The organism is Roseibium sp. HPY-6, assembly GCF_040530035.1.
GTDB lineage: Bacteria > Pseudomonadota > Alphaproteobacteria > Rhizobiales > Stappiaceae > Roseibium.
In genome coordinates this window covers 605,205-626,450 of record NZ_JBEWCD010000003.1, presented here as the reverse complement: position 1 = coordinate 626,450, position 21,246 = coordinate 605,205, and the positions used below count along the sequence as shown (strand labels likewise).

The following is a 21,246-nucleotide window of genomic DNA, read 5'->3' as shown; positions in this document are numbered from 1 at the left end:
GACGGATGCAGATTCGCCTTCTCAGCAGCCAAAAGCATCCTGCGCCAGCCGGGTTCCAATGCTCGACAAATCCCGGGACACTAGAATGTAGGTCACGCGGTTGCGAATTTTCTCGCGCGGCACCACATCGAACGCCCAGTCATTGCCACGCATATTGCGGCCGAATTCCGAGTTGATGATCAGATAGTGGTCTTCAGGAACGATGATCGACGCCGTGTCGCCGAATTTCTCTTTGGCCGCGTCGAGCCAGTTTTCATCTGCCGAAATTGTGCTCCCGCTGATCGCGTATCCGCGTGGCGTCAGCGAAAAACTCTCGCCGGCCGCAGCATTCACCCTGCGAATGTGGTTCCGGCGCTGGCCCGTTCCGCGGAACGTCACCATGTCACCGACACAGACCGTGCCACCGGATTGCCGGGCATAAATGGTCTTGGTTTCCAGACCCTCGATCGTCCTGTCAAAACTCGTATAAAGCGGATTGAGCAAGCCCTTTAGGGCAGCAAAGCCGGCAAGGAGAAGAAGCCAAGGTGCGACACCGGTCCGGGTCCGCCGGTCAATCTGTGGCCATGTGGACGGGAAAAGATTCATGTCAGTATCTCTTTAGCCTTACTTCTCTTTTGCGCTCATAGATAAACTTGAAGTATTTTGGATGCTGAACGAGGAAATATGACAGCAAAAACCCATAGAAAACATAAGATCCGTGAAAAACATCTGAATTCAATGCGATGCTGGTTACTCTTTCAAAAAAGTCAGAGGCTCTAAACGCGTAAATACCTGCCAAAAAGCCAAAGACGAGCCCAATGACAACTCCGAAATAGCAAATGCAAAGGTTGATAAGCATAAGTCCCGCGTTCAAAAGATAGAACTGGGGTAGATAGTAGGCATAGCTTACTGCGATCAGTGCGCGCATATGCCTGTCGCCGGGAGACAGTCGCAGTGCGATCCTTGCGTATTTCCGCGCGGCTGCGAGCTTTCCAAGTTGCAGACAGTTCTGGGCGAGAGTTTTGTTCAGAGCAAGATCATCCGGAAAATCCGCGTGCGCATCTGTCATATACTCTTGTGCGCGAAAGACATTGCAGGTCTTGTGATAGTAGATTCCTATATTTTTCTTTTCAGTGGGACCGAGGTCATCGCCATCGAACTTCCCCAGGTACTTGTTTAGTTGCTGCGTCTTTCCGTGCACCGCATCGAGAGAAAACTGCATGTTGCGGATACGAATGTATTGTTCCGGAAAATCGGTCTTGAATTTCTCAAAAACCCGGCGGGCTTCCCGCTTTCGCCGCAGATGTGTGAGCGCATCAAACTCCAGTTCCCGCAAAACCACGTTTTCGGGGTGCTCCTTCAGAACGTTGCGACAAATGCGGAGCGCCTCCTTGTGGTTTTCCGCCTCCGTCTCGATCTTGATCCGCAAGATCCAGCAGCTGATATCATCCGGCTTCTTTTGCAGAATTTCGTTTACAAGCCGCCGTGCGCCATCGAAGTTCTTTGCTTCAAGCAAGGCTCGAGCTGTGTTGAGGGAATGGGTCACGACTCACCTCGCATATTTTTTCAGGAAGGCCGAGAGGTCGTCATACATGCCGCTCGAGTTTGCATATTCCGCGAAATTTCGAGCCTGGCCCAGCCATTCACCGACGGAGGACCTAACCTCCTGAAGTGCTTCCTGGAAGTGCACGGTTGACAGAGGGACAAGCGCTTCGACGGACGGGCTTTCTTCAATGGCAATATCGACCGCAGTGTCGACCAGGGCACTGAGATCGGCGCCTGAAAATCCTGTGCAACTTTCGATTATCCGCTCGATATCCAGGCTTTCGGAAACAGGCCGGTCTTTCAAAAGACCATTCAGAATGAATTTTCGGGCAACGCGATCCGGAGGCGGTACGAACAGCGTCCGGTCAAAGCGCCCCGGGCGCCGGAACGCGGAATCGATCGACCAGGGCACATTGGTCGCACCAAGAAAAAGAACGCCTTCATTGTCGCTAAAACCATCCATTTCGGTCAGCAACGCAGAGACCGTGGTATTCACCCTGGCACTGCTTTCAAACTGACGTTTTTGTGCCAATGCTTCGATCTCATCAAAAAACAGGACAACCGGACGAGACGCTCGTGCCTCCTGAAAGATCTGCGCTATCCTCTTCTCGGCATTCCCGACATATTGGTCGAGAATGTCCGCCGCGCGAACATTTTGAAATGTAGCTTTGCATTCAAACGCCAGGGCACGCGCAAGCATGGTCTTGCCGCAGCCAGGCGGGCCGTACATCAAAACGCCACCACCGGCCTTTCGTTTGAACCGGTCGAACAACGCCTTCTTGTTCTGAAAGGGATTTATGATTTTGCGGCGCACTTGTTTCTTGACATTTTCGAGGCCGCCGATGTCGTCAAATGTGATACTGCCGGATGGATTCGAGACCGTTACAGAGGTACGATCCATGGGAATGACGTTGTTCCCAAGCTTTGGCGCGGACACTTTGTGCCAACCTTCAGCCAACTCCGGTGCATCTGCTTTTCTCAAAAGAGTGGCAGCCCTGGCTCTCAGATCCATGTTTGCAACCAGACCCGGTTCAATCTGGCCGAGCCCATCAATAATAACGCTGCTGTCCGGAGCCTGTTCCAATAAAATCAGGACGGCCCGCATCGCACCATCGTTCGTTCCGTTTTGAGCGACAAGGTCAATAAGCGATTGAATATCTTCAGGAATGTCTCGCTGCAACTGGCTTCACCTTGCTTGGCGAGCACGATACAGTACTCGCGAAGAATCCATCTCGGTTTTGATGTCGGAACCTTCTTAGAGCGATTTAGTAAAAAGAGACTTCAACTTAAGAGCGAAATGCAACGTTTGTTTTTTACGTGCCTCAATGACAACGCTCAGATTTCCGTGTCCTTCCGGCACGATCCCTATATAAACGGCATCTGACCGCTGCCCAGACATTGAATTTTTGACGGACTTTCAAACACTCATGCACCCAAGCGAAGAAGATCTTGCCGGACTGATCGATGCCGATGACCTGCGGTCGCGTCTGAAAGCACTTACTGCCTCCAGCGACGGTGACGGATCGGATAGCAAGGTCAGGGCGGAGGTTCTTGGTCTGTTGAAGTCAGAGGTCAAATCCTCACGCGACCGCGTGAAGGACAAACTCGACGAAGACGGCGGTGGGCTGCTCTGCGCAAACCGGCTGTCTTATGTGCAGGACCAACTGATCCGCGTGATCTACGACTTCGCGGTTCAACACGTCTACCGGGTCAAGAACCCATCAGCAGCAGAACGCATGTCGGTCGCCGCTGTTGGCGGATATGGCCGCGGAACGCTTGCGCCCGGGTCCGACATCGATCTCCTGTTCATCCTGCCCTACAAGCAAACCCCCTGGGGCGAACAGGTTGTTGAGTACATTCTCTACATGCTCTGGGACCTCGGCTTCAAAGTTGGGCATGCAACCCGCAATCTCGACGAGTGTATCCGACTGGCACGCGCGGACATGACGATCCGGACGGCTGTTCTGGAAGCCAGGTATATTTGGGGTGACGTGGAGCTTTTTGAGAGCCTTGTCAAACGCTTCGACAACGATGTCGTGAACGGAACGAGCTCCGAATTCATCGCAGCGAAGTTGCTTGAACGTGATGACCGGCACCGGCGCCAGGGAACGTCGAGATACCTCGTTGAGCCGAATATCAAGGAGGGAAAAGGAGGACTTCGGGATCTCAACACTCTCTTCTGGATTGCAAAATACCATTACCGGGTCGACCGTCAGTCCGAGCTCGTCAAGAAGGGTGTTCTCACGCGGTCCGAATACACGCGCTTCGTCAAGTCAGAGGACTTCCTGTGGGCGGTGCGCTGCCACCTGCACTTTCTCACCGGGCGCCCGGAAGAACGTCTGGCATTTGAATTCCAGCGCGAGATCGCCATTCGTCTTGGCTACACCCAGCACCCCGGCATGCGCGACGTCGAGCGCTTCATGAAGCATTACTTCCTTGTCGCAAAAGATGTTGGTGATCTCACACGCATCATCTGTGCCGCACTGGAGGAAGAGCACGTCAAGGAACCACGGGGCAAGGGGTTCTCCGGAATGATGCGGCGTCTGCGCAGCGGGCGCGTGACGGACAGTGTGACGCCGGTCAAGGGCGCTCCGGGTTTCGTTGTCGAGAACAACCGGCTCAATGTCACCAACGACACGGTGTTCGAGAGCGACCCCGCCAACCTGCTCCGCGTTTTCCAGCTTGCGGACAAGCACGACTATAATCTGCATCCAAGACTGACACGGCTGATCAGGCACTCGCTCAAACTTGTCGACAGCGATCTGCGCAATGATGCAGAAGCCAACCGGCTGTTTCTGTCGATCCTGACCTCGCGCAATGTTCCGGAGAAAATCCTGCGCAAGATGAACGAGACGGGCCTGCTCGGGCGCTTTGTGCCGGAATTCGGCAAGGTCGTCGCGATGATGCAGTTCAACATGTATCATCATTACACGGTCGATGAGCACTTGATCCGCTCGATTGGCGTGCTGGCGGAGATCGAGCGCGGCAATTCAGGCGAAGATCATCCGCTGTCCACCGAACTGATCCTGCGGTTGCAAAACCGGAAAGTCCTCTATGTGGCCATGTTCCTTCACGATATCGCGAAGGGGCGCCCGGAAGATCATTCCATTGCAGGCGCAAAGGTTGCCCGTAAGATCTGCCCCCGCTTTGGTTTGAACGAGGCTGAAACCGAAACGGTCGCATGGCTGATCGAGCACCACCTCGATATGAGCACCATTGCCCAGTCGCGCGATCTCAACGACCGCAAGACAATTACCGATTTTGCGAACACGGTTCAGTCTCTCGAACGCCTCAAGATGCTCCTGATCCTGACGGTCGCGGACATCAGAGCCGTCGGGCCCGGTGTATTCAATGGCTGGAAGGGCCAGCTTCTGCGGACCCTCTTTTATGCCACCGAGCCTCATCTTTCCGGCGGACACTCCAAGATGTCCCACAAGGAAACTATCGAGGCGGCCAAGTCCGAGCTCATGTCCAAGCTCGAACACTGGACGAAGAAGGACCGCAACGCCTACCTCAAACGGCACTATGCTGCCTACTGGCTTCGTACCGAGCCGGAGCGTCTGCTTACGCATGCCGAATTGCTGCACAAAGCGGACAAGGGCGACAAGCGACTTGCTTTCGAGGTCATCCCGCGTGCCTTCGAAGGTGTCACCGAACTCAACATCATGGCGCCCGACCACCCGCGGCTTCTCTCAACCATAGCCGGGGCGTGTTTTTCAACGGGCGCTAATATTGTCGATGCGCAAATAGATACGACGACGGACGGTTTCGCGATCGATACGATTTTCATCGGGCGCGAACTCCCGGACGATGACGATGAGCGGCGGCGCGGTGAACGGATCACTCAACTGATCCGCACGACATTGCGCGGCGATGAGCGTCTGCCGGAACCCGTGACCAAGAAAAACACGATGAAAAGCCGCGTCAAGGCGTTCAAGGTCGCGACCGAGATCCTGGTCAACAATTCCCTGTCGGATGACTACACGGTGCTGGAAATCTCCGGGCTCGACAGGCCGGGCCTGCTTTACGATCTGACCAGGTCCATTGCGACGCTCAACCTGAATATCGGTTCGGCCCATATTTCGACCTTCGGTGAAAAAGCCGTCGATGTATTCTATGTGACGGACCTGACCGGGCAGAAGATTTCAAATATAGGCCGCCAGGAAATCATCCGGGAACGCCTCGCAGACGCTGTCAAAGGGCGTCTGGAACTCGATCCGGCAGCGCCTGTTTCCCGCAAGGCACAGCGACAGGCGTCCTGAACAGCCGGAAATTCCCACGGAGCCATTCCTGAATGAACCTCGTCCGCAACTTTACGACCGTTGGTGGCGCAACGATGCTGAGCCGGTTGCTCGGATTCGTTCGGGACGTACTGCTGGCAGCTGCGGTCGGGACGGGGCCTGTTGCGGACGCCTTTGCCGTCGCGTTCCGGCTGCCGAACCTGTTCCGGCGGCTCTTCGCGGAAGGTGCTTTCAACTCGGCGTTTATTCCACTGTTCGGGCGCGCTGTCGAAGAAGAGGGCGACGCGGGCGCACGGCGATTTGCAGGCGAAATCGGATCGGCGCTGCTGTTCTGCTTATTGATTTTGACCGCAATCGCGCAGATTTTCATGCCTTTTGTCGTTTGGGGTCTAGCGCCCGGCTTCGGTGCGGATGCCGCCAAGTTCGACCTCACCGTCCTCATGGCGCGCATTGCGTTTCCCTATCTCGTCTTCATGTCCATGCTGGCCTTCATCGCCGGTATCCTGAACACCTATCAACGCTTCGCTGCGGCCGCATTTGCCCCCGTCATGCTGAACGTCGTGATGAGTATCGTGCTCGGCTCCGTCCTGCTGACCGGTGTGGAAGACAACGATACGCTTGGCGTCATCCTGGCCACAGGCGTTACAGTGGGCGGCATCGTCCAGTTACTCGTCGTCATCATCGACCTCAAACGGCTCGGCTTCCGTATCCCGGTGTTCCGGCCGAGATACACAAAGTCAGCCAAACGCCTGCTTGTCCTCGGCATCCCGGGGATCATCGCGGGTGGCGTGACGCAGCTGAACATTGCGGTCGGGACAATCATTGCCTCCCTCCAGGACGGCGCCAACGCGATGCTCTATTTTGCGGACCGGCTCTATCAGCTGCCGCTCGGCGTGATCGGGATTGCGATTGGAGTCGTTCTTCTGCCCAGCCTCACGAGGCAACTCCGGGCCGGCGAATTCAACGCCTACCAGACAAGTCTCAACCGGGCGCTCGAGATCTCGCTGGTCCTGACCCTGCCGGCTGCCGTCGCCCTTGCCGTTGTGCCTCATGAGATCGTTTCAGTCCTGTTCCAGCGGGTCCGCTTCGACGAAGCTGCCGTCGACGGCACGGCCGCTGCCCTGCTGGCATTCTCGTTCGGCCTGCCTGCCTTCGTTCTGAACAAGGTGTTTTCACCGGGCTATTTTGCGCGTGAGGACACCAAAACACCGATGAAATTTGCCGCCGTCGGCATGGCGGTGAACGTATGCCTCTCCATTGCCCTGTTTCCAGTTTTCAAACATGTCGGGATTGCGTTGGCCACAACGCTGGCGGGATGGGTCAATTCAGGCCTCTTGATCGTCGTTTTGTGGAAACGCGGCCATTTCGTTCCTGACTTTGCACTCTTGCGCAGACTGTTGCTGGTCTTGGTGGCAAGCCTGCTCATGGGACTAACCATTCATTTTGCGGCTCTTTTCCTTGAACCCTACCTCGCCAGCGGCTGGCTTGCGGTCCGTGCGGCGAGCCTTGCTGCGCTCGTCATCACAGGCATCGCCGCGTTTGTCTTTTTCGCACAGATCAGCGGCGGCGCGGATCTTGTCGGCATGGCGAGAACGTTGACGCGGCGCAACACCTGAAGACGAAACACGGTTTCGATGTGATTTGCGCTTGCATAGGCGCATATCCGGGCTTACACCCGGCGCGCCCAAACAGTCACAGCGCCCTTCCAACCGGCCGCACCAAATAAAGGGATCATGTATGACGGAGTTCCAGCCCCGTGTCTTCTCCGGCGTTCAGCCGACCGGCAATCTCCACCTCGGCAATTATCTGGGCGCGGTTTCGCGCTGGGTGCCGCTGCAGGACCAGATGCCGACGATCTTCTGTGTCGTGGACAGCCATGCCATTACCGCCGGTTTTCCCGACCCGAACGAGCTGAGCGAAGCAACCCGCGAAGTGACGGCTGCCTATATGGCCGCCGGGATCGATCCGAAGAAATCGATCATTTTCAATCAATCGCAGGTGCGCGAACACGCCGAGCTTGCGTGGATTTTCAATTGCGTGGCCCGCATCGGCTGGCTGAACCGGATGACGCAGTTCAAGGAAAAGGCCGGAAAGAACAAGGAAAATGCTTCCGTCGGGCTGTTTGCCTATCCGAACCTCATGGCTGCGGACATCCTTGCTTATCGTGCGACGCATGTGCCGGTTGGTGACGACCAGAAACAGCATTTGGAGCTGACCCGCGACATTGCCGCGAAGTTCAACAATGATTTCGGCGACCGGATCAAGGACCTCGGTATCGGTGTGCCCAATCCGACACCGTCAAACGAGCTGCCCGAGCAGCTTTATTTCCCCTTGACGGAACCGATGATCGCCGGGCCTGCCACGCGGATCATGTCGCTGCGGGACGGGACAAAAAAGATGTCGAAATCTGATCCGTCCGATCTGTCGCGCATTAACCTCACCGATGATGCGGATACAATCGCGAAGAAGGTCAGGAAGGCAAAAACCGACCCGGATGCCCTTCCGAGCGAAGTGGACGGTCTCAGCGAGCGCCCGGAAGCCGACAATCTCGTCGGCATTTTTGCCGCGCTTCAGGGCGCGTCCAAGGAAGATGTGCTGAAAGATTTCGGCGGTCAGCAGTTTTCTGCCTTCAAGCCCGCCCTTTCTGAGCTTGCCGTTACGAAGCTGTCGCCAATGACCGACGAAATGCGTCGTTTGATGGACGACAAGACCCAGATCGATTCCGTTCTGAAAGAGGGTGCCGAAAAGGCCTCCGCCATTGCAGAGCCGGTCCTGAAAGATGTTCGTAAGATCATCGGGTTTCTGGACGTCAGATAACAAAATGCTTCGCCCTTGACGCCGTCCGGGCGAAGCAAACTGATGCCTTATTGCAATTCCTGTTGTTCGAACATTGGGGCGCACCATCGCGATCCGCTTCCGGAGGCCGCAGCACTTACGATGAATGAGCCGCACTGATCACCCTCGTGAAACGGTTTCTAAAAGTTTAAGCGGCACTCTCTGCCCATTAGGACCTTGCAGAGAGTAACACCATTGGTCAGTCATAACGGCGATCGCGCCACCTCAGCACAAGACAGAGGGAATGCGCATGCGCACGAGCAAACGGACCCGATTGTTCAACAAACATCACCTGCCCGTGACGCAGAGCCTTCCACGGGACAGGTGAACGACGCGGCAGGTCCTGATGTCGGACCCGGACGCCGCGCGACGGACCAACCTGTGTCTGCACCGAAGAAAACCTTGCAGCATCTGGCCGTTTTCGGGCTCGCCCTCGGCCTGCTCACAGGTCTCTTTCTTGTGTCCACGGATGGTTTGAACCGCTTTCTGGGCGTTGGCCTTGCCTTCTTCGCGGGCGGCCTCGCGGTCTGGCGGCTCTTGGCGGACGATCTCCATCGTTCGGTGCAGGCGCACCAGGTCAAGGACGAAAAGATCCGGCGTCTGATGGCGCGAATCGAGGAGTTGGAAGACCAGACCTGGGAACTTGGCGAATCGGACGAGCGCCACGCGAGCATCCTGTCAACGCTCGGCGATGTGGTGGTCCGGCGTGACGCGGACGGCGTGATCACCTATGTCAATTCTGCTGCCGAAGATGTTTTCGGACATACCCATGAACTGCGTCCGGGCAACGCCCTGCAACTCCCGACAATCAGCCGAGATGATCCCTTGATGCCGGCGACTTCATCGCAGGAGGCAGCCCCGGTCGGTACCGGCTTCCAGGATTTGCATATTCTAACGGCCCAGGGACCACGCTGGTTCTCACGCATTGATGTCCCGGTCCGCGACACCGCAACCGACAGGCAACTTGTGCAGACCGTTCTTCGGGACGTGACCGAGCGACGGCTGATTGAGGAAGAGTTGCTTGCTGCCCGGCATACGGCGGAAAGCTCGAATGAAGCGAAATCTCGTTTCCTGGCAACCGTGAGCCACGAAATACGGACACCGCTCAACGGCATTCTGGGAATGGCGTCGCTCTTGCGGGACACCCGTCTGACAAAAGAGCAGGACGCCTATATTGATGCGCTCGAAACCTCCGGCGAAACGTTGCTGCTGTTGATCGACGAGGTCCTTGATTTTTCGAAAGTGGAAGCCGGCAAGCTCGACATTCATGCGGCACCGGTCAAGGTCGGAGCGCTGGCGGAAAACGTTGTTGAACTGCTCGCCCCGAAAGCACATGCAAAAGGGCTCGAGATCGGTGCGATGGTCGATCCGGCACTGCCGGACGAGATCACGCTCGATGCAACACGCGTCCGCCAGATCCTCTTCAACCTGATCGGAAACGGCGTCAAGTTTACAGATGACGGTGGCGTCTCGGTCACATTGACAGGCAGAGCGCAGGCTGTCAGCGGCAGTGTCCTTGAAATCGACGTGCGTGATACCGGCATCGGTTTTGACGAAAGCGAAGCAGAACGGTTGTTCCGCGAGTTCGAGCAGGTTGATCATGGCCCCGCGCGCAAGTTCGGCGGCACGGGACTGGGACTGGCGATCGCCCAAAGGCTCGCCCGCCTCATGGGCGGCTCGATCACAGCACGGCCCGGGTCTGAAGGTGGCGGCCATTTCACGGTTTGCCTGCCGATACCGGAGACGCTGTCCGGCAACTCCGATCCCCGGCTCGCGATGCTTGAAGACAAGACCATCGTATTCGTCAGCAACAGCCGAATCGAATGCCCGCTCCTGTGTGAGCGGCTTGCCCGGCACAATGCCAAGGTTTCGGTAGAAGCGCCTGGCAGCGACAGCCTGGTTCATGCACTGACCAATGCCGATCTCATCGTTGTCGACAACGCGGCGCTGGCAGACAGCGGCGGCTGGCTGGCATCGGCGAGGCTTGCAGGAAGCGAAGCTCCCGCCGTCGTTCTCATTTCACCTGCCGAGCGTGACCGCCTCGATCATCTTCGCTCTGCAGGATATGCGGCTTATCTGATCCGGCCCGTGAGGATAGAAACTCTCATCCAGATCTTTTCCGGGCTGTTTGGCGGTGCGATCGATGGTCTTGCCTGGGACGCGGGTGCGCGCCCCGTTGAGAGTGGCGACGCTGCCCGGCGCGCCATTGCACCGGCGCGGCCGCTGCGCCTGCTTGTCGCGGAAGACAACGACATCAACCGTCTTCTCAGTGAAGCGATGCTGCGCAAGCTCGGTCACATCCCGGTGATGGTCGTCGACGGCGAAACTGCCGTTGAAGAAGCAGCGGGCGGTACATTCGATGCCATCCTGATGGATCTGCATATGCCGGGTCTCGACGGGTTTGAGGCAATCCGGAAAATCCGCGAGGATGAAGCAGCTGAATCGCGGCCGCCCGTGCCGGTTCTGATCGTCACTGCAGACGTTATGCAGGATGCTCGCGACAAGGCCGTTGAGGTTGGTGCCGCCGGCTATCTGACAAAGCCGCTTTCGGTCGATTCAATCTCCCAGGCCCTCGAATCAATCGGTCGCGCCTGACGTCGCTGCGCGCTGCCCTACTGTAAACGCTTGGTTCCGGCTTCTTCGGAAGTTCGACCAAGCGCTCTAAGCACTTCAGTAAATTTCACAAATTCCGAAGACTACGGTAAACTTGGGTTGTTCGATAAAAGGAAAAAACCCAATGTCATCCAGCTGTCGGAATAATGTGTTCTACGGCAGGACCGACGCACGCTGACCGCAGCCGGTGTTCGTGCTCCGGCAAAGGTAATAATAACGGTGAAACAGGTGCTAACCTGTGAAACCGCCCGGGGTGCCCCGTGAGGAATGCAAGAGGGTGGAATGTCCATAATGCGGCAAAACCTGTTTTCACCGAGAAAGCTCGTGCGAAGGTTTTCGCCTGCGATGCGCACCGGCGTCGCCGCGACAAAGACCACACACCCGGGTCCGCCAGTCCGCACTCCGGTCAAAACCGGTGAAACTCTCGGCAGGGTCGGCCCCCTCGAAGTGCGCATGGCCCGGAACTTCAAGGAAGTCAAAAAGGCGCAGCGGCTTCGGTATGAGGTTTTCTATGAGGAAATGTCCGCTGTCGCCGATGCTCATACCATCGCGACACGCCGCGATGCGGACCCGTTCGATGCCTACTGCGATCACCTTCTTGTCGTCGACCACGACACTCTCAAGCGCAACAAGCTCGGCCGGTTGAAGCCCGAGATTGTCGGAACGTACAGGCTGTTGCGGCAGGACGTGGCCGAGCAGCACAGCGGCTTCTACACCTCCGGCGAATATGACGTTCAAAAGATTATCGGAGCCAATCCGGACAAGCGCTTTCTGGAGCTCGGACGCTCGTGCGTGCTGAAGCCCTACCGCAACAAGAAGACCGTCGAATTGTTGTGGCACGGCATCTGGTCGTACGTTTTGCGGCACAAGATCGATGTGATGCTCGGGTGCGCCTCGATCGAAGGCACAAATCCAGACGCCCTGGCTCAGCAGTTGTCTTTCCTGCACCACAATGCGCGGGCACCGGAAGAATGGCGGGTCCGCGCGGTTGAAGACCGATATGTCGAGATGAACCGGATCCCGGCTGACCAGATCGATGCCAAGGCAGCGCTGCGCGCTTTGCCGCCACTCGTCAAAGGTTATCTGAGACTTGGGGCATTCATTGGTGACGGCGCAGTGGTGGATCATCAGTTCAGCACCACGGATGTGCTCATCATCATGCCGGTGTCTGAACTTAACACGCGCTACGTCAATTATTATGGTGCGGATGCCAGCCGGTATTCCAGCTGACAGCGATCACCTTTTCCGGCCGAACACGGCTCAAACGCCTGGATCGACGCAGGACATTTGACGTCTGAAAGGGCGCCGAAACTTAACGCCCCCTTAAATTGCCGCATTCTAAGATCACTCCCGGGGGTTCCGGCATGTGCCGGCACAGACGACGGGACGTATGATCGATGGCGCCTCGGGCGAAACGCCAGCCACGGATTGAACCGACATTCGGTGAGGACAGCAGCAGCCTGCTGGACCTGCGCCTTGGGCCGCAGGATCGCGCCTCCGCACCCGCGTCGAAGTCCGGATCCAAGTCCAAAAGTGCCAAGTCCGGCGGATCATCCGGGCGCAAAAAAACTTCTTCGAAAAAGCGCACAAAGACCCAATCGGGAAAAACGAGAGGCAATGCCGGCAACCGGCGCGGTGGAAGATCTGGAGCCAAGCGGCGCAGCGGCAAGCGCAGGACGAGGCTTAAGGTTCCGGCAGCCGTCGGCCGCCTCTTCAAACGCGGTGTCTATTGGAGCGCAGTTGCAGGCATCTGGGGCGTGATCGCAGTTGTCTGCGTTATCGGCTATTATGCGGCCTATCTGCCGCCGACTTCCGAATGGCAGGTGCCTGCGCGGCCGCCCAATGTCAAAATTGTTGCAATCAATGGCGATCTGCTCGCCAACAGAGGTGACACGGGAGGCGAAGCTGTCCGGCTTGAACAACTGCCCCCCTATCTTCCCAATGCAGTCATTGCCATCGAGGACCGCCGCTTTCGTTCGCACTTCGGTATCGATCCGATCGGCCTCATGCGCGCTGCTTACACGAACGTGACGTCGGGCCGTGTTTCGCAGGGCGGCTCGACACTCACCCAGCAGCTTGCCAAAAACCTGTTTCTTCAGCCTGACAGGACGATCAAGAGGAAAATTCAGGAACTGGTGCTCGCGTTCTGGCTCGAAGCCGAATACTCGAAGGACGAAATCCTCGAGATGTATCTGAACCGGGTTTACCTCGGATCCGGCGCCTATGGTGTTGACGCTGCGGCACGGCGGTATTTCGGGAAATCCGCACGTCTCCTGACGGTTGCCGAAGCGGCGACAATCGCCGGTCTGCTGAAAGCCCCGTCGCGGTACTCACCTGCGCGCAACCCGGATCTCGCGGAAAACCGGGCGCAGCTCGTGCTGTCCGCGATGCACGAGGAAGGTTACATCAATTCAGATGAAGCCAAAAACGCGATCGCAGCCCCTGCCAAGGCGATACGGCGCTACACGACTGCCAGCGAAAACTACGTTGCCGATTACGTCATGGATGTGCTGCCCCATTTTGTCGGTTCGATCGAAGGCGACATCATTGTGGACACGACCATAGATCCCGCCATGCAGCAGGCAGCGGAGGGCGCCTTGCGCTCCGCACTTTCTGAAAACCGCCAGAAAATGGGCGTTTCGCAGGGTGCCATCGTCACACTGGACACGGCAGGTGCCATCAAGGCGATGGTCGGCGGTGCGGATTACGCAAAGAGCCAGTTCAACAGGGCCGCCTATGCCAAGCGGCAGCCCGGATCGGCCTTCAAACCCTTCGTCTATCTCGCCGCGCTTGAAAACGGGATGACGCCCCAAACGGTTCGTCAGGACCAGCCGATTACCATCAAGGGCTGGTCACCGCAGAACTACACAAAAGAGCATTACGGCCCGGTCACGTTGACCCGGTCCCTGAGCATGTCGCTCAACACCGTCGCTGCACGGCTCGCTCAGGAGGTTGGCACCGGTACCGTTGCCAACACGGCCAAGCGCCTCGGCATCACGTCCGACATGAACAGGAATCCTTCGATGGCTCTTGGAACGTCGGAAGTCACGCCGCTCGAGATTGCTTCCGCTTATGTTCCGTTCTCCAACGGCGGTTACGGCGTGCTTCCACATGTGATCCGCCGCATCAAGACTGTCGACGGCAAAACGCTTTACTCACGCTCCGGCGACGGGCGCGGAAGGGTCGTTCAGCGGCGGAGTGTCGGCGACATGAACCTGATGATGTCCGAAACGCTGTTAAGCGGCACAGGCCGCAAAGCGCGTCTCGACAGCGGCCGGCCGGCCGGCGGAAAGACCGGCACGAGCCAGGATTTCCGCGATGCCTGGTTCATCGGCTATACCGGGAATCTCACGACAGCTGTCTGGTTCGGCAATGACAACAATTCGCCAACCAAAAAAGCAACGGGCGGCAGCCTGCCGGCAGCAACCTGGAAAGCGGTGATGGATGCCGCTCATCAGGGACTGCCCGTCGCTGATCTGCCCGGCGTTCCAAATGTTCCGGTCAACGTCGCAGCCCCGCGCAAACCGCAATCGCAGACGCCGACATCCGTGAGTTCCGGACGCAACCCGATCCCTCCCGGCTCGATCGGTGGAGGTGGCGGAAGCAGCGAAAGCACCGGAGAGCGCCGCGGACCATTGAACCTATTGAGGAACATTTTCGGCGGTGGCTAATTTTCGCCGCCGCTCATCGTTTCGACTTCAGTTCCTCAATCCAGCTTGCAATGCGAGTTGCCGACTTTTCGGCCGAAAGAAGCGTGGTGTTCAACAGCAGCAGATTTGGAGCGTCCAAGCCGGCCAGCGGCTTCGCCTGCTGCTGATTCCGTCGTGCCATTTCCGGGTCGCGCGGCTTGCGGTGCCCGTCCCGTGCAGGTGAAGAGATCCGTTTGATATTTTCGTCAAGATCGCACGACACGTGCACAACACAAAAAGGTGGCCGTTCTTTTCCAAGGCTTTTGAGTCGACCCCATTCCGCGTCTCCCCAATCGCTCTCACCTGCAATCACCGTTGTCAAAACGACTGGAACTTCTGCCGGCAGCTTGAGAACCAGATCATGGGCAATCGCTTCGATTTTCTCGACTGTTTCCCGAAATTTTGGTGACTTAAACTCGGTCAGCGCAAAAGCGACATTGTAGACGGAATGAATATCGAGCAGCCGCCCACCAAGCTTTTCGGCCAAAAGCCTGCCGATGGTCAATTTCCCAACGCCCGGATAGCCATTCAGAACGACAATCATTCAGCAGAAACCCTTAACGCGACTCCTCAGCAGTCGTGGCTGTAGGTAAAGACAAGCGTGTCGGATGTGAACCGGCCTGTCGGACGGCACTGATTGTAGACTTCGCGCGTTCCGCTGATTGTTACCTGCAGCTGATCGCCGCGCACGGGTCCTTCGACGTAGTATTCCAAAGGCGTGCCGGGACAGAACCTGGAAAATACACGCGCTGTTCCTGAATACCAGTTGCCGTTCTTTATGCCGTTGAAAAGAAGCGTGCCGCGCTGAACGCCTGCCTGCCGGAGCACATCACGCGGGATCTCATAGGACAGCCAGCGCTGATTTCCCTGCGCCTGCAGGCGCATGATGGAACCGTTATGGTTCCAGCAACTGTCCGCCAACGCCTGGCCCGCAAATGGTCCGGTGAGCCCCAGGGCAAACAGGACCAGTCCCGTCAAGATCCCGCTCTTCAGACAGAAGTTCCACATGGTTCGCCTCCCATATTCCTTAGCTTCAGCGAAACATATCCTGAGAATGTTGCCTATCCTTTTCTCGGACTTAAGGAAACCTTCAAGCTCAGCCGAAGCCGTGAAGGTAAAGGCCGTTTTCCTTGAGCCAGCGGCGCGCTGTTGGCGTCTGCGGCGCGAGCTGTTCGCATAGCCTCCAGAAGCGATCGGAATGGTTCATTTCCTTCAGGTGCGCGACTTCGTGCGCGGCTACGTAGTCCAGGATTTCAGGCGGAGCCAGGATCAGGCGCCAGGAAAAGGACAAGCGGCCGTTGGACGCACAGGATCCCCAGCGGCTTTTGGTATCGCGAATGCTGATCGCGGCAATTTTCTTACCGATCCTGCCCGCGTGAAACTGCGCGCGCGCATCGAGATCCTTGCGCGCCTCGTTCTTGAGCCAGGACGTGACTTTCCGCGGGATATGATCATCGGCGCCCGGGACCAGAAGCGCAGGTGCGCCGTCTTCCGAGACACCGGTTGTTACCAGTCCGCGCAATTTGCCTGTTCGCAGAATGAGGTGATCTTCGCCCCGAAGCGGAACGCGATCTCCCGGGCCAAAAGCGACATGTTCCGGACGGTCCTGCAAACGTTCGATCAGCCAGTCGATATGCTGCCGGGCAAAACGCTCGGCCCTCGACACATCTCCGCCCTTTGGGACGGTCAGTACGGGTCCGGAACGGTCGGCAGGCAAACGCAAAAGATAACGCTGCGCGCGTGGATTCGCGCGTAGCCGGATACGAACCGCCTTCGTTTCGGTCTCAATCTCGATGTGGTCTGGCAGTTGTTGTTTGCTGCGGCGCAGAAGCATGGAGCAGGGTCCGGTCGAATCACTTGAGACCAGTTTAGGGAAATTCTCGTTAAGATAAAAATGACGAAAGCGGCGCTGGGTAAGCGCCGCTCTCGGTCAGGCCGTCCGGGACGGGTCTGGGAGGAAGGACCCGCTTATGAGGGTGCGGCTTCGCCGCCACCGCTTGTCGGCCCCCGGTTGGCCTTCGCCATGAAGCGATCGAATTCTTCCTGATCGCGCGCCCGGCGCAGTTCGCGCAGGAAGTCATCGAAATCGGCCCGCATCGCATCGAGCTTGGCACGCTCTTCTTCAAGCCGCTTCAGCTCGCGTTCGCGGTAATCGTCGAACGCCACGTTTCCGGTCCGGGCATAGGCAGTGGTGTTTGACATTTGATCGAATGCTCCCTTCAGCTGGCTACCGCGCCAATGTTCCTTGGCGTCGCGCGCCATGCCCTCGAAACGGTCGCCCCACAAAATGTAGGCGAGCATCGCCAGTCCAAGTGGCCAGAACACCACAAACCCCAGCACCATCAGGCCGATCGTGACAGGTGTCCAGGCAGGTTTAATCATGCAACTTTTGGTCGTCGTCATCATCCTATCCATTTAAGACATCCACGATTGTCAGGTGGGCATTCCGGGTGATGGCTTCAAGGATTTGTGATGTTCAACACAGATGCGAAGGGGACAAACTTGTCCGGATCGTTTACGAAACTTTTCGATTAACTTATTGGTTTTATTGCGCTCTTTAACGAAAAATCGGATCGTGTTTGTCACAGGATCCGATTTGAAAAAAGTCTTCGATTTTTCGGGCGAAAGGTCCGCCGATACCTCAAGAAGGGGTGTTCAACCGAGGCTTTCAGAACGATTTCAACCGACCGTCTCAGACAGTTGACGCGCCTGCTCGATCCAGTTGTCGCGCTCGATCCTGCCGCGGAAATCCAACTTGCCGTCGAGTGCTTCGATCTGCTCGGCAGTCAAAGACGCGATCTGCCAGAAATGGAAGATCCCAGCCTCGTTCAGGGTCGATTCCAGTTTCGGACCAACACCACTGATTGCCTTGAGGTCATCGGCAGCCCCGTCCGGTTTCGTGAGCAGGATCTCCGCAAGCGAACCAGCGGCCGGCTTTGTTTTTTTCGCCGGCTTGGGCGCGGCCTTCGGTTTCGCCGGAGCTTCCGCCTTTGCTACGGATTTTACGGCCGGAGACTTGGGTCCGGCGTTCCGGTTCGAACGGATAAAGTCCATGACTCGCGGCGCGATTTCCGCACGCCAGCGCGATCCGTTGAAAACGCCGTAGTGACCGACATTCGGCTGCTCGTAATGCGCTTTCATGTCTTCCGGGAGATTGGTGCAAAGAGCATGAGCCGCCTGGGTCTGCCCACGGCCGGTGATGTCGTCTTTCTCACCTTCCACCGTCAGGAGCGCTGTGCGCGTGATCTTGCTGCAATCAACGATCCTGCCATTGTGCTCCATCGTGCCTTCAGGCAGTGCGTGCCTGATGAACACTGTTTCGACGGTCTGCAGATAAAACTCCGCCGTCAGATCCATAACGGCCAGGTATTCGTCATAGAATTCACGGTGTTTCTCGGCGTTATCACCATCACCTTCGACAAGATGCTGGAAGAACTCCCGATGCGCGGTGACGTGCCTGTCGAGGTTCATGCTCATGAATCCGGACAGCTGAAGAAAACCCGGATATACATCGCGCATGAAGCCCGGATGCGGGAACGGCACCTTCATGACAACATTGTTCTTGAACCATTCGATGCCCTTGGAAACGGCTAGATCGTTGACCGCAGTCGGTGCGACGCGTGTGTCGATCGGCCCACCCATCAACGTCATGGTAGAAGGCACATAGGGATCATCGCGGTCTTCCATGACTGCGACAGCCGCCAGCACCGGTACAGAAGGCTGACAGACACCGAGAACATGTGCATCCGGTCCCAGGAAATGCAGCATCGAGATGATATAGTCGATGTAGTCGTCGAGATCGAATTTGCCCTCCTGGATCGGCACCATGCGTGCGTCAATCCAATCGGTGATGTAAACATCCGCATTCGGCATCAATGCCTCGACCGTGCCTCTAAGAAGGGTCGCGTAGTGGCCGGACATAGGTGCAACGATCAAAACTTTCGGATCATTGCGATGCGAAGTGACACCGCGCTCAAAGCGGATCAGATCGCAGAAGGGCCGGCTCCAGACAACGTTTTCGCGCACGGGCACGCGCACGCCGCCGACGGTCGTTTCTTTCAGGCCGAATTCCGGCTTGCCGTAGCGCCGGGTCGTCCGTTCCAACACTTCACAACCGGCTGCAATCTGACGTCCGAAACTGGTGTGTGTCCAGGGATTTAACGGGTTCTGAAAATAGAGCCTGGTCATGTCCGCGACCGCTCTGAACGGCGCCATGGCTGCATGATTCAGCTCATAAAGATGATAAAATGGCAAAGGCGCGTCTCCTTGATTTACGAAGCCGCCGCCTGCCCCCTTGACGAAACTTGAATACATTTTTTTCGCGGCCCGCTTGTTATGGCACCATCTATTGCGTTGCAGCAGGATAGCCACCTGGGAGGCCACCTGCAATACTGCTAATTGCTATGTAAATCAGAGCTTAAGCGACCAACCCGACTGAATAACTCATTTTGACATCAAATCTGTTTGCGCTGCACAAGCCAGATTGAGCATTTAAATCAAGTTGGTAGAATTATTTGTCGAGGGAGTTGACGCTGCTCATGCCGCCAGGTCTGCGACAACCGCATCGAGAACGAAAAACCCTTCTCTGGTGGCGCGGATGCGGTTATCCCCGAGTTCTTCCACCATTCCGTGTTCCAGAAGAGCCTTCAGGCGGCGCGGGTCGACGGACCGATGCGCATAAGATTCATACCGGTTCAAATCAATTCCTTCGGTCAAGCGCAGGCCCATCAGAAGAAATTCATCGCCCTGTTCCTCTTCGTTCAGACCTGAATTTTCGATCAGGCCGTGCCCCCGGCTTTCAACGTTTTCGAGCCAGGTTTCCGGATGACGCTCCGTGGACGTCGCCAGGCGGTTCGCGCCAACGCCGAGCCTTCCATGGGCACCCGGGCCTGCGCCGACATAATCGCCATAGCGCCAGTAAACGAGATTGTGCCGGCACTCTGCGCCGGGGCGGGCATGATTGGACACCTCATAGGCGGGCAGCCCCGCCTGTGTGGTGATTTCCTGCGTCAGCTCAAAAAGTTCAGCGCCCATCTCGGGATCCGGTGTCCGGAGTTTTCCCTGTTTATGCAACGCGAAGAACGGCGTCCCCTCTTCGATCGTGAGCTGGTAGAGCGAGAGGTGGTCCGCGGCCAGGGAAAGTGCCTCGGAAAGCTCGTCGGCCCACGCGTCCGGTGTCTGATCAGGACGTGCATAGATGAGATCGAAGGAAAGCCGCGGGAAGGTGGCTCGCGCCGTTTCAATGGCCGAATGCGCCGTTGCAGCGTCGTGCAACCGTCCGAGAAGTCTCAGATCCTGGTCCTTGAGCGACTGAACGCCTAGGGAAACACGGTTCACTCCCGCGGCGCGATAGCCCTTGAACCGGTCCGCCTCAACCGAAGACGGGTTTGCCTCCAGGCTGATTTCAACATTGCTGTCGACTGTCCAGCGGTCCGAAATCGCTTTAAGAACACGTTCTACCGTCGCCGGGTCCATCAGAGATGGCGTGCCGCCACCCAGAAAAATCGAGTGAACGGTTTTACCACCCGTCAGATCGGCAAAGTAGGATAGTTCGCGTTCGAAAGCGGCCGCGAAGCGCACCTGATCAACATGCTGATGGCGCACGTGGGAGTTGAAGTCGCAATAAGGGCATTTGGCCGCGCAGAACGGCCAATGGATGTAGATGCCGAAACCACCGTCGGTCAGCCCTTGCGTCATCACGTCGGCTATCCCTCCAGACATCCTTCCGAAAACAGCTTGAATGCCCGGGCGCGGTGTGAAAGAGGCTCCGAACCAAGTGCCATGCCGTGTTTTTCTTCAGATGACATTTCACCAAACGTGCGATCATGGCCATCCGGCTGGAACATGGGATCGTAGCCGAACCCCAGATCGCCACGCGGTGGCCAAACCACATCGCCATGCACTTCGCCGCGAAAGAACTCCTGATGCCCGTCGGGCCAGGCAAGACAAAGAACGGCGACAAAATAGCCACGCCGGCTTACCTCTCCAGCGGACGCCAGTGTCTGCAGCTTCTCTTCAATCGTGCGCATGGCCATTGAAAAGTCCTTCTCCGGACCTGCCCAGCGCGCAGAATAGATACCGGGGTCACCGTCCAGCTCATCGACGCAAAATCCGCTGTCGTCGGCCAGAGACGGCAGGCCTGAAGCTTCCGCAGCCGCACATGCCTTTATCGCAGCGTTGGCCTCAAAGGTAAGCCCGTTTTCTTCCGGCTCAGGCAAGTCCAGCTCTGCAGCAGAGACGACCTCGAACCCGTAGGGAGAAAGTAACTCGTTGATTTCACGAATTTTTCCCTTGTTGTGACTTGCAACAACCAGTTTGCCTGCGTCGAGTTTCCGGTGGCTCAT

At 57.2% G+C, this 21,246-nt stretch carries 16 protein-coding genes; 6 read left to right on the top strand and 10 right to left on the bottom strand.

Annotated elements, in window-relative coordinates:
* Positions 1 to 21 precede the first annotated feature (21 nt).
* From ABVF61_RS28950 to ABVF61_RS28940, 3 genes are read right to left on the bottom strand one after another with little or no spacing between them, the layout of a single operon-like run.
* A complete protein-coding gene (locus tag ABVF61_RS28950) occupies positions 22 to 585 on the bottom strand; it encodes a S26 family signal peptidase (protein ID WP_353997076.1) in 564 nt (187 codons plus the stop codon).
* Position 586: 1 nt separating this feature from the next.
* Positions 587 to 1,525, bottom strand: a complete 939-nt coding sequence (locus tag ABVF61_RS28945) for a tetratricopeptide repeat protein (protein ID WP_353997075.1) — start codon at positions 1,523 to 1,525, stop codon at positions 587 to 589.
* 3 nt (positions 1,526 to 1,528) lie between these two features.
* On the bottom strand, positions 1,529 to 2,704 hold the full coding sequence (locus ABVF61_RS28940; RefSeq protein WP_353997074.1) for an ATP-binding protein: 1,176 nt from the start codon (positions 2,702 to 2,704) through the stop codon (positions 1,529 to 1,531).
* A gap of 247 nt (positions 2,705 to 2,951) precedes the next feature.
* Between ABVF61_RS28940 and ABVF61_RS28935 the strand changes: the two genes are divergently transcribed.
* From ABVF61_RS28935 to ABVF61_RS28910, 6 genes are all read left to right on the top strand, one after another.
* Positions 2,952 to 5,786 carry a [protein-PII] uridylyltransferase gene (locus ABVF61_RS28935; protein WP_353997073.1) on the top strand — a complete coding sequence of 945 codons (2,835 nt, stop codon included), beginning with the start codon at positions 2,952 to 2,954 and terminating at the stop codon, positions 5,784 to 5,786.
* A 32-nt stretch (positions 5,787 to 5,818) separates the two neighbouring features.
* Positions 5,819 to 7,381 carry a murein biosynthesis integral membrane protein MurJ gene (gene murJ / locus ABVF61_RS28930; protein WP_353997072.1) on the top strand — a complete coding sequence of 521 codons (1,563 nt, stop codon included), beginning with the start codon at positions 5,819 to 5,821 and terminating at the stop codon, positions 7,379 to 7,381.
* A 121-nt stretch (positions 7,382 to 7,502) separates the two neighbouring features.
* Positions 7,503 to 8,582, top strand: coding sequence for a tryptophan--tRNA ligase (gene trpS / locus ABVF61_RS28925; RefSeq protein ID WP_353997071.1), 1,080 nt, complete (start codon positions 7,503 to 7,505; stop codon positions 8,580 to 8,582).
* Between the two features lie 399 nt (positions 8,583 to 8,981).
* Entirely contained in the window at positions 8,982 to 11,195 is a 2,214-nt protein-coding gene (locus tag ABVF61_RS28920) for a PAS domain-containing hybrid sensor histidine kinase/response regulator (RefSeq protein WP_353997070.1), read from the top strand.
* 309 nt (positions 11,196 to 11,504) lie between these two features.
* The gene (olsB, locus tag ABVF61_RS28915) at positions 11,505 to 12,443 is read left to right on the top strand and encodes a l-ornithine N(alpha)-acyltransferase (protein WP_353997337.1); all 939 of its coding nucleotides are present in this window, start codon (positions 11,505 to 11,507) and stop codon (positions 12,441 to 12,443) included.
* Positions 12,444 to 12,610: 167 nt separating this feature from the next.
* Positions 12,611 to 14,884 (top strand): transglycosylase domain-containing protein, encoded by a 2,274-nt coding sequence (locus ABVF61_RS28910; RefSeq protein ID WP_353997069.1) that lies wholly within the window; start codon positions 12,611 to 12,613, stop codon positions 14,882 to 14,884.
* A gap of 13 nt (positions 14,885 to 14,897) precedes the next feature.
* Here ABVF61_RS28910 and ABVF61_RS28905 read toward each other — a convergent pair whose 3' ends face one another.
* The 7 genes from ABVF61_RS28905 to rdgB form a co-directional block, all read right to left on the bottom strand.
* Positions 14,898 to 15,446: an ATP-binding protein gene (locus ABVF61_RS28905; RefSeq protein ID WP_353997068.1), complete on the bottom strand. Its 549-nt coding sequence runs from the start codon at positions 15,444 to 15,446 to the stop codon at positions 14,898 to 14,900.
* A gap of 26 nt (positions 15,447 to 15,472) precedes the next feature.
* Positions 15,473 to 15,910 (bottom strand): hypothetical protein, encoded by a 438-nt coding sequence (locus tag ABVF61_RS28900; RefSeq protein ID WP_353997067.1) that lies wholly within the window; start codon positions 15,908 to 15,910, stop codon positions 15,473 to 15,475.
* Positions 15,911 to 15,998: 88 nt separating this feature from the next.
* A complete protein-coding gene (locus tag ABVF61_RS28895; protein WP_353997066.1) occupies positions 15,999 to 16,736 on the bottom strand; it encodes a M48 family metallopeptidase in 738 nt (245 codons plus the stop codon).
* A gap of 134 nt (positions 16,737 to 16,870) precedes the next feature.
* Positions 16,871 to 17,305, bottom strand: coding sequence for a DUF2852 domain-containing protein (locus tag ABVF61_RS28890; protein ID WP_353997065.1), 435 nt, complete (start codon positions 17,303 to 17,305; stop codon positions 16,871 to 16,873).
* 276 nt (positions 17,306 to 17,581) lie between these two features.
* Positions 17,582 to 19,156 carry a polyhydroxyalkanoate depolymerase gene (phaZ, locus tag ABVF61_RS28885; protein ID WP_353997064.1) on the bottom strand — a complete coding sequence of 525 codons (1,575 nt, stop codon included), beginning with the start codon at positions 19,154 to 19,156 and terminating at the stop codon, positions 17,582 to 17,584.
* 282 nt (positions 19,157 to 19,438) lie between these two features.
* Positions 19,439 to 20,623, bottom strand: coding sequence for a radical SAM family heme chaperone HemW (gene hemW / locus ABVF61_RS28880; RefSeq protein ID WP_502950027.1), 1,185 nt, complete (start codon positions 20,621 to 20,623; stop codon positions 19,439 to 19,441).
* Positions 20,608 to 21,246 (bottom strand): RdgB/HAM1 family non-canonical purine NTP pyrophosphatase, encoded by a 639-nt coding sequence (rdgB, locus tag ABVF61_RS28875; protein WP_353997062.1) that lies wholly within the window; start codon positions 21,244 to 21,246, stop codon positions 20,608 to 20,610. The genes hemW and rdgB overlap by 16 nt, the downstream gene beginning before the upstream one ends.

Excerpts from the sequence above, each read along its gene's own strand:
- ABVF61_RS28950 (WP_353997076.1), bottom strand. The coding sequence starts at position 585 with ATGAATCTTTTCCCGTCCACATGGCCACAGATTGACCGGCGGACCCGG.
- ABVF61_RS28935 (WP_353997073.1), top strand. The coding sequence starts at position 2,952 with ATGCACCCAAGCGAAGAAGATCTTGCCGGACTGATCGATGCCGATGAC.
- murJ (WP_353997072.1), top strand. The coding sequence starts at position 5,819 with ATGAACCTCGTCCGCAACTTTACGACCGTTGGTGGCGCAACGATGCTG.
- trpS (WP_353997071.1), top strand. The coding sequence starts at position 7,503 with ATGACGGAGTTCCAGCCCCGTGTCTTCTCCGGCGTTCAGCCGACCGGC.
- olsB (WP_353997337.1), top strand. The coding sequence starts at position 11,505 with ATGCGGCAAAACCTGTTTTCACCGAGAAAGCTCGTGCGAAGGTTTTCG.
- ABVF61_RS28910 (WP_353997069.1), top strand. The coding sequence starts at position 12,611 with ATGGCGCCTCGGGCGAAACGCCAGCCACGGATTGAACCGACATTCGGT.
- ABVF61_RS28905 (WP_353997068.1), bottom strand. The coding sequence starts at position 15,446 with ATGATTGTCGTTCTGAATGGCTATCCGGGCGTTGGGAAATTGACCATC.
- ABVF61_RS28900 (WP_353997067.1), bottom strand. The coding sequence starts at position 15,910 with ATGTGGAACTTCTGTCTGAAGAGCGGGATCTTGACGGGACTGGTCCTG.
- ABVF61_RS28895 (WP_353997066.1), bottom strand. The coding sequence starts at position 16,736 with ATGCTTCTGCGCCGCAGCAAACAACAACTGCCAGACCACATCGAGATT.
- ABVF61_RS28890 (WP_353997065.1), bottom strand. The coding sequence starts at position 17,305 with ATGACGACGACCAAAAGTTGCATGATTAAACCTGCCTGGACACCTGTC.
- hemW (WP_502950027.1), bottom strand. The coding sequence starts at position 20,623 with ATGTCTGGAGGGATAGCCGACGTGATGACGCAAGGGCTGACCGACGGT.
- rdgB (WP_353997062.1), bottom strand. The coding sequence starts at position 21,246 with ATGAGCCACCGGAAACTCGACGCAGGCAAACTGGTTGTTGCAAGTCAC.